The organism is Hahella sp. HN01 (assembly GCF_018986435.1).
In the GTDB taxonomy this organism is placed as follows: domain Bacteria; phylum Pseudomonadota; class Gammaproteobacteria; order Pseudomonadales; family Oleiphilaceae; genus Hahella.
Genome location: NZ_JAHMIN010000074.1, coordinates 1 through 7,593, shown reverse-complemented (window position 1 = coordinate 7,593; position 7,593 = coordinate 1). Strand labels below are relative to the sequence as shown.

The 7,593-nt window shown below is 44.8% G+C and carries 9 protein-coding genes; all 9 read right to left on the bottom strand.

All coding sequences use genetic code 11. The features are described 5' to 3' along the window. A partial coding sequence (locus tag KP814_RS31675; RefSeq protein WP_216740531.1) for a hypothetical protein occupies positions 1-516 on the bottom strand: 516 nt, incomplete at its 3' end. Positions 517-680: 164 nt separating this feature from the next. After that, positions 681-917, bottom strand: coding sequence for a hypothetical protein (locus KP814_RS31670; protein WP_216740530.1), 237 nt, complete (start codon positions 915-917; stop codon positions 681-683). A 35-nt stretch (positions 918-952) separates the two neighbouring features. Then, entirely contained in the window at positions 953-1,243 is a 291-nt protein-coding gene (locus KP814_RS31665; protein WP_216740529.1) for a hypothetical protein, read from the bottom strand. A 131-nt stretch (positions 1,244-1,374) separates the two neighbouring features. After that, the gene (locus KP814_RS31660) at positions 1,375-1,707 is read right to left on the bottom strand and encodes a hypothetical protein (RefSeq protein WP_216740528.1); all 333 of its coding nucleotides are present in this window, start codon (positions 1,705-1,707) and stop codon (positions 1,375-1,377) included. 121 nt (positions 1,708-1,828) lie between these two features. Next, a complete protein-coding gene (locus KP814_RS31655; protein WP_216740527.1) occupies positions 1,829-2,419 on the bottom strand; it encodes a pentapeptide repeat-containing protein in 591 nt (196 codons plus the stop codon). Positions 2,420-2,613: 194 nt separating this feature from the next. Beyond that, complete coding sequence (locus tag KP814_RS31650; RefSeq protein ID WP_216740526.1) at positions 2,614-3,321, bottom strand: SMI1/KNR4 family protein; 708 nt, start codon at positions 3,319-3,321, stop codon at positions 2,614-2,616. Between the two features lie 294 nt (positions 3,322-3,615). Further along, positions 3,616-4,233, bottom strand: coding sequence for a hypothetical protein (locus tag KP814_RS31645; protein ID WP_216740525.1), 618 nt, complete (start codon positions 4,231-4,233; stop codon positions 3,616-3,618). 237 nt (positions 4,234-4,470) lie between these two features. After that, positions 4,471-4,854: a hypothetical protein gene (locus KP814_RS31640; RefSeq protein ID WP_216740524.1), complete on the bottom strand. Its 384-nt coding sequence runs from the start codon at positions 4,852-4,854 to the stop codon at positions 4,471-4,473. Continuing rightward, positions 4,854-7,593: RHS repeat protein (locus KP814_RS31635; protein WP_253938787.1), on the bottom strand; the 2,740-nt coding region annotated here is incomplete at its 5' end. The genes KP814_RS31635 and KP814_RS31640, both read right to left, overlap by 1 nt.

Sequence of the window (7,593 nt, the reverse complement as noted above, 5' to 3'; positions counted from 1 at the left end):
CGTTGAACTAGCGCCAGGGCTTCCGCCTTGTACTCGTCGGAATAACGTTGGCGAGATTTGGAGTTTGATGTTTTCTGTTTGGTCATAGTTCACCTCTGTAGCGTAGTGTACTCGCTTAACAGGGTGTCTATCATTGGTGGGTAGGATCACATCTATGCGGCTTTCTCCAAGGTCTACTTTTTTGTAGTTCTGACGTACTACTTGATGCATCCGTATCTGGCTTAAGCAAGTAATATTAGTTTTCTTGTAAAGCTCTTTCATCCTTAGTGCTTGAGACCACTCTATTAAGTCCAGCTCTCTAAATAAGTAGCTCAGCGAAGCACACCCTTCAATTATCAGCTCAGGATAGTTGATGTACCTTATTACATCCAAAGCCGCTTGACCAAGCGCACTTAAACTAGATCCACCACCATTAAATATTAATTTTTCAATAACGCCTTCGGCTTCATCTCGCTTAATACGACCTTCAATTATGGCATCTAGAATATTTGAAATATCAATATCTTCATCATTCATTTGTGGCATTGACAACTTTACAGTGAGCAAACCAGACTTGGATTTCTTCGGTAACAGTCATTTCCTTGCCGTGCGCTCGTGATCAAAGTAGTAACGGGAGGCCTTCTCGCCCTGGATGTATGCTAGCAGCCTATATCGGCTATTACACACATTACTCCGGCATTTCATCCATACCTGTCGTTTTCCAAAAACTCCTTCGGCATATATTCTTCAGGCAACTGAGAGTCTGGATCTAAGTAGCCTTGCCAACCCCATTTTACCAGGAAGGAAAATAAGTCATGATATTGTTCTTGAATTATCTTCTTTTCCTCTTCATCTCCACTTATATTGGCGCTACGCCAGCAGCGAGCCAAGTATGATAGTGATAGCTCTATCCTTTCTGACAGTTCATCTTCAATCATCTTTGCATTCCCATCCAGTTTGGACAGTGTATTTTTTAAACACCAAAAGAGTTCAATGTAATCGAGTGATTCTCTTCAATAAAACTCGACACATCCTCTAAAGAAGAAAATGATGCTGTGGACTCAGAAATTACTTCATCTGAGTCATAGCCAAGCGACAGATCCATCAACATGACATCAACCATGTAAATATTATTCTTTTTTGAAATTATTATGACTTTTGAAATTGGTGGTGATGATGGCGAATAATGCATCCTTTCCGAGTAGGCCACGCTTCTTTTATTTTTTAGGTGACGTGCTATTTTTTTGAATTTTTTCGTATGCATTTCTGATTTATGCCAGGCTGACTAGAACAACATTGCCTTTAAAATTGATGCGATATTAAAGAGGTAGGAGAGCATTTCTGAACTGTCCTTTTCGATTCAACCGATTTAACTATGAGTTATTCAGAGGTTCCCTAGTAAAAAATGGATATGCAAAAATAAGGCTTTCCTTTTCTAGGAGATAACTCCTCCAAAGATATACCTGACTTTTCTTTTATGAATAACAGTGCATCACTTAAGCTTGAGAATATCTTACACTCAAAAATCCTATAATTATCTCCGCCGCCATCGTCAAAAAAGCTTTTCTCTGGAAGGTACTCAAGCTCACTCAAAAATGCTTTATACGATCCTGCATGCTTCTGTATGGCAGCCGTGACAATAAGTTCACTTTTGTTTTCATTATAAAACTTTTGAACTCCAATCTGCTTCCCATTCTCGACATACCGTATTGCATCCTCATTATTCATATCTTTACTAATTTAAACATCACCATATTTTTCATTTAAACTTGAGTCCGTTACATATTTTAATACAAGCTTTTTTTGTTCGCCGACCTTGCTCCCAACTGGCAATATTTTATCGCTGTAACTATACCCACTTAACACGGTACAAGTAGGCGTCGCTCTCAATTTGCTCTTCTAATATAGGTCTAATTGATTCTGGCAAAATTGAAGATTTTAACCAAACTTTACCATTGACTTTGATACCACTTAGACTCGACCCAGTAAAGTTTGTCCGCATTAAATCACCATTTTCAATAGTCAAACCCTTAATCCTTGAGTTAACAAATGAAGTCCCATTTAGAGATGTATTTCTAAATGTGCAATCTTCCACAAAGGAATCATCGCAAATTGCACTTATGAAACGGCAGCTTGTGAACTCTGACTTTTTAAAAAAAGCCTCTCTCAAGTTACTACAGTCAAACTCACCACCTATTATCCTAACATTGTTAAACTGGCTAAACTCCAGATCACAGTACGAAAGGTCTGCACCATTAATCTCAACGTTAGAAAAGGCGACTCCTCTTAAGTCAATATAGTCCTCATTAAACCCAAAGAAGCTTCTGGCAAGCTCCCTTAGCTTATCTTCACTTTTACAATTTTGTAAAATAAGATTTAAGTATAAAATCCCTTTTTCAGTCTCCCACCGACTAACAAACTCACCTGCACTATATGTCATAATTCATCCAGATCTTCTTTTGTAAATTTCTCACCTGAAAGCGCCCAAGGTAAACTGAAGAATTACATCCATTCTGAGTTGATAGAAACGGCGGCAGATTTAATGTTTTAAATTTATTTTTTCTCTAGAGATGCCGCAGTGCCAATTTCCACATTTAGGACACCCGATATGTTTTATCTAAAAATATCTTATACCTAGCCTGATTGGTCCATTCTTAATTCAAACGACTGCGCAAGTGACTCCTCAAGATATTTAATATGGTTACGATCATCTGACCCGATGAGAACCCATGTTTTATGTGTTGATTGAGAAGGAGGAGTCCCCAGCAATACGGCTGTATTTCTTTTAGTCACGCAGACATTCTTTTTGTCTGAAAAAATTTCTACATAAAGGTTTTCAGAGTTAGCCCAGCTTATTAACATCTCTTGTTTAATAGCCATCTGTGATATTAATGCCGATCTAAATTTTTTACTGCCTACCTCAAACCGAGCAAAAACTTTGTGGTACAAAAAATTTCCTAATGAGCATGCGTGCGGAATTATTCCAGGAGGCTCGCCCAGTATTATAGATCCGGGGCTTTTATTTCTATCTATCAAAAGCATCTCCGTTGGAGGGGGGCCAAGGCCAATAACAAAATAATCTGAAAATAGATCTTCGTCCCCAGGCTCGATGGGTTGCTCGTAAAAGTCGATAATATCCTCTAGGTTTGTTGTTCCATTATAGATTAAGTCCAAATTATAGCTGTCATCACCTAGCAGATTAAGAAAGTCTTTGTATTCACCGGGAAGCTCACAACCGAGAAGTCTCTCAAGGTGAAGGATACGACTTGATGACACCCCTTTGATGTGTTCCCTAAAAGCAGAATCAAAGCGAGTTATATATGTCAGCCAATCGGTAATCATGAGCCCTTTCCTGTATTACCTTTAATGATTTTTGTCCTATTAATAGGGACATCACAACTGTTGAAAGCCTCAACACATTTACCTAGCCGAGTATTTCTTGCTTTATGTTTTCAGGTTTTTGTGTTTCTGTCTTGAACCTAGGAAACCGCTGGGTAACTCCAAGAGTCAGTCATAATACGGCAGCCTAACTCAGCAGGAAGACTTTCCGTGGAAAAGATGACTTTCTCCGAAACCGAGTACCAGAGTAAAAGGCGCAATGCTAGTTGGAAAGTATTTTTTGGAGAGACAGCTATTTTACAACCTCAGCGATTCTACTGTGGCTATTTTAGGCATATAATTTTTGTCGACTACAAAGGCAAAACTGCCACTTTCTAGCTCGTGCCCCCTTCCTGAAGGGATAAAGCCACATTCGTCCCTCATTTCTCTTGACATTACATCCAGCCAATACATTTTATTAGAAGTAGTCACATTATCATGACTCAAAGCCTGCTCTTCGATGTCAGAAATTGTTCGAAAGGCGTTCAACCCCTCATGGAGGGCGACTATGGTTTTCACAACAAACGAAATCTCATTGTTTTGTGTATAAATATTTTCTGAAAATGACACTTGCACACATCTCAAAAATGTTTCTTTTGGTTCTTTTAGGTAGGAGACATCTATGCTCCCGTTCTTATATCTAAGACCTACACATCCAAGCTGAGGCCAAGTGTTAAATCTATCTATAATATTATCAATACTTATGGCGCTTTCAATATAAAAACCTTCCTCCATTTCGGGATCGTATAAAAATAAAGTGCTTTTTTCATCTATTCTTACACCCAACCTATCCAATATATCTTGCGCCTTCATTATAGTGCCGACAAAATATTCACCATTAAAAATATAAATGTTGGAGTTTAAATCTCTATCCATATGCAAGATATTAGCCTTTAAATGTAAGAATTCCGACTTCACCCTCTCATTCCTAAATGTGTATTATTATAAATTTGTTTTTAATGGCTGCCACATGATTTATGACCATTTGATTAATTGTGAGGAGTCTTCATAGAGTTACGCCTTTAGCAATTTCGCTAATATTTTTTTGTGCGCCAAGTAGATTGCCACCTATTTATAATGGCCAAAAACTCACATACTTCCCAAAAATTGAAATCATGGATTTAATATCTCATCTAAATTTTCTTCGCAATAAACAAAGTCATAAAGATCATCCACTACCACTATCCATCGCTGCATGCTCTCTCTTGCCACTTTTACTGCAAGCTGCATACCTCCTTCGCCTTTACCTATTGTTAGTTCAAAAAATGAGCATGCATTTTTACCTAAGTAATTCGACCAAGTTTCAAGCTCTTCCTCGTCACTCTCTTCAAGCACTGACGCTCCTAAGAATTTAACCCAGATACTAGCGTCTCCCTCAGCAATCAAACCACTAACCCTTTCTTTATCAATATTGACAGCATTCAAGTCTGCTAAAAAAGCCAGTGCATCTTCGGGGTAAATTTTATCGCTACTAACCAAATAAATCGAGGTGGACATCATGGTCCTCCATTTTTTGCTAAATACTCTAATAGTTCATCAATAGAATGAACCACCGCAGATGCCCCTGCATCAATTGTGTTTTGGATCTTCGTATTATTTTTTAATCTAGGAGCGATAACGACTATTGGCTTATTTTGAGGGTTAACGATTGAGTTAGTTAACCTCGTTCCAACCTGATCAGCTTTGCTCGCCCTGCCCATAGTAGCTTCAATAATGAAGTTCGGTGTTTCGATATCAATTTCGCCAATATTACGCGCTTCAGTAGGGTGTGGAACTTCTCGCCTAAACGATACCAAGTGATCGCGTAGTGCTTGAGCTACTTCTGCCTCAAATTTGACATCCCTCGCCTCGTGCTTGGGTAACAGCGTTCCTTTACTATTTTTCCCCTGGAGACCTAATGCAATAACATCGTCAAATTGCCCCACTGCTATGTTTGAAGCAGCAATAGCCTTAGCTTGCCGAGCCGGATCTTCCTTCTTCGCCGTCAACCCAAACGGGTCAACCCATCCCACCGGATTCGGCGCATATTGGTATGCATTGGCGCCGCCCAGGAGGCCGACGGGGTCTTGGTTGATGAAGCGGCCGCTCTGGGGATCATAGTACCGGTGGCGGTTGTAATGGAAGCCGGTTTCTTCGTCGTAGTATTGCCCTTGGAAGCGTAGCGGGTTGTGGACGCTTTCTACGTCTTGCAGGGCCAGGGCTCCATAGGCTTTGTAGCGGGCGGACCAGACCAGGGTTCCTTCGGCGTCGGTCATTTCCTGGGGCGTGCCCAGGTGGTCCAGGTGGTAGTGGTAGACTTTTTCGTCCTGAATGAACGCCAGCGGGCGGAATGAGTCAGGTTCGTAGACGTAGACTTTGCGCAGGTGCTGGCGTTGTTCGGACAACAGCACGTCGCCGTTCCACAGGAATTCCGTCTGGCCGAAGGCGTCCTGTTTTGAGATGCGGCGCCCCAGGGCGTCGTAACGATATTCGATGCGCTGGCCGTCTTTCTCCACCGCAATCAGCTGGTTCTGCTTGTTGTAGACGTAGCGGGTTTCCAGTTTGCCGCCTTTGCCGCGACGTTCGCGGATCAGGTTGCCGGCGTCGTCATAGTCAAAGTGGCGGTCGCCATGGAATTGCAGGCGGTTGCCTTTTTTCACCGCGCTATCGCTTTCTCCGCTCAGGATATTGCCCGCCGGGTCGAAGTCGAACTGCTCGTTGCAGTAGCTCTCCACCTGCTTGAGACGGTCCAGGGCGTCGTAATGGTAGCGGGTCGCGCCTTTTTGCAGATCATCGATCAGCGCCAGATTGCCATGGTGGTCGTATTGATAACGACGGTCGATCAGTTGCGTCTTGTTGGCTTCATGGCCGACGCGATGGCGGCTCAGGCGGCCCATCAGGTCGTATTCATACTGGGATTGCAGCGCGCCTTGTTGGCGGGCGACTTCACGGCCCTGCGCGTCGCGGGTGATCTGCGTCAGCAGATTGTCGTTGTAGCGGGCTTCGCAGAACAGGCCATGCTGATCGTAGGCGAAGTTAAGCCGGGTTCCGTCCGCTAACTGGGTTTGCGTGCGCAGTCCCAGAGGATCGTAATCATGTCGCAGGACATGCTGGTCCTGACGCTCTTCCGTTAGCTGCCCCAAGGCGTTGTAGGCAAAGCGCAATTGTCGATGAGGGTTGCTGGCCTCTGTGAGCCGTCCCGCCGCATCGTAGTGGAACTGGCTGACTTCGCCGTCCGGACTGTGTTTTTCCCGCAGTCGGCCCAAGGGATCGCGGCTGAAGCGGGTGGTGTTGGCCTGTTCCGACGGCAGGTCGATGTGGACGCCTTCCAGATGAGAGACCAAATGACCCGCGCGGTTGTACTGGTACTCCTGAATGCGCCCGTCGAAGCCGATCTCCCGGATCAGGCGTTCATTGCGGTCGTAGCCCAGTTTATAGCGCTCGCCCTTCTCGTTAACCAGGCCGATCAGGTTGCGTTCTTTATCGTACAGGTATTCAAACACCTGTCCGTTGGGATCGATCTTTTTACGCACCTGGGACAGGCCGTCGTACACGTATTCCGTGCAGCGGCCTGCGGCGTCGATAAAGTGGGTCAGCTGACTGTTGGCGTTGTAGCGCAACTGCACGGCGGAGCCGTCCGGATGCTGTACGCGGGTGACGTTGCCGAGCAAGTCGTATTCGTATTCTGTCGTGCGCTGGTCCGCGTCCACAACCGCGCCGATATCGCCGTCTTCGTTCAGCAAGTACTCGGTGCGGCGACCGTTGACGCTCTCGCTGACTAATTGCGCCAGCGCATTCCAGACGAAGGTTTTTTCATTGCCGGCGGCGTCGGTAATGGTCTGCGGCAGGCCGCGTTCGTTGTAGGCGTAACGGGTCTGGTTGCCGAGAGGATCGGTGACGCAGGTCAGCAGCCCTTGGCCGTTGTACTCGCGACGCCAGCTGTGGCCCAGGGGATTGATCATCTCCACCGGCTGGCCGCGGTGGTTGTAGCGGATTTTATAGGTCGAGCCAGTGGCGTCAGTCAGTTGCGTCAGTAATCCCTGCTCGTCGTAAGCGTAACGGGTGACGCCGCCTTCCGGGTCGATATGTTCGATCAGCTGGCCTTGTTTGTTGTAGGCCATACGCGTGACCCCGCCTTCGGGATCGATTTCCTTGATGATCTTGCCGCGGTGGTCGTAGTAGTAAGTGGTTTTGCCGCCGTTGCTGTCGAAGGCGTGGGAGACTTTATTGGCGATATCCCATTCAAAACGGTAATCG

Bases quoted from the DNA above. Each gene is read 5' to 3' on its own strand.
- KP814_RS31670 (WP_216740530.1), bottom strand. From the start codon at position 917: ATGATTGAAGATGAACTGTCAGAAAGGATAGAGCTATCACTATCATAC.
- KP814_RS31665 (WP_216740529.1), bottom strand. From the start codon at position 1,243: ATGCATACGAAAAAATTCAAAAAAATAGCACGTCACCTAAAAAATAAA.
- KP814_RS31660 (WP_216740528.1), bottom strand. From the start codon at position 1,707: ATGAATAATGAGGATGCAATACGGTATGTCGAGAATGGGAAGCAGATT.
- KP814_RS31655 (WP_216740527.1), bottom strand. From the start codon at position 2,419: ATGACATATAGTGCAGGTGAGTTTGTTAGTCGGTGGGAGACTGAAAAA.
- KP814_RS31650 (WP_216740526.1), bottom strand. From the start codon at position 3,321: ATGATTACCGATTGGCTGACATATATAACTCGCTTTGATTCTGCTTTT.
- KP814_RS31645 (WP_216740525.1), bottom strand. From the start codon at position 4,233: ATGGATAGAGATTTAAACTCCAACATTTATATTTTTAATGGTGAATAT.
- KP814_RS31640 (WP_216740524.1), bottom strand. From the start codon at position 4,854: ATGTCCACCTCGATTTATTTGGTTAGTAGCGATAAAATTTACCCCGAA.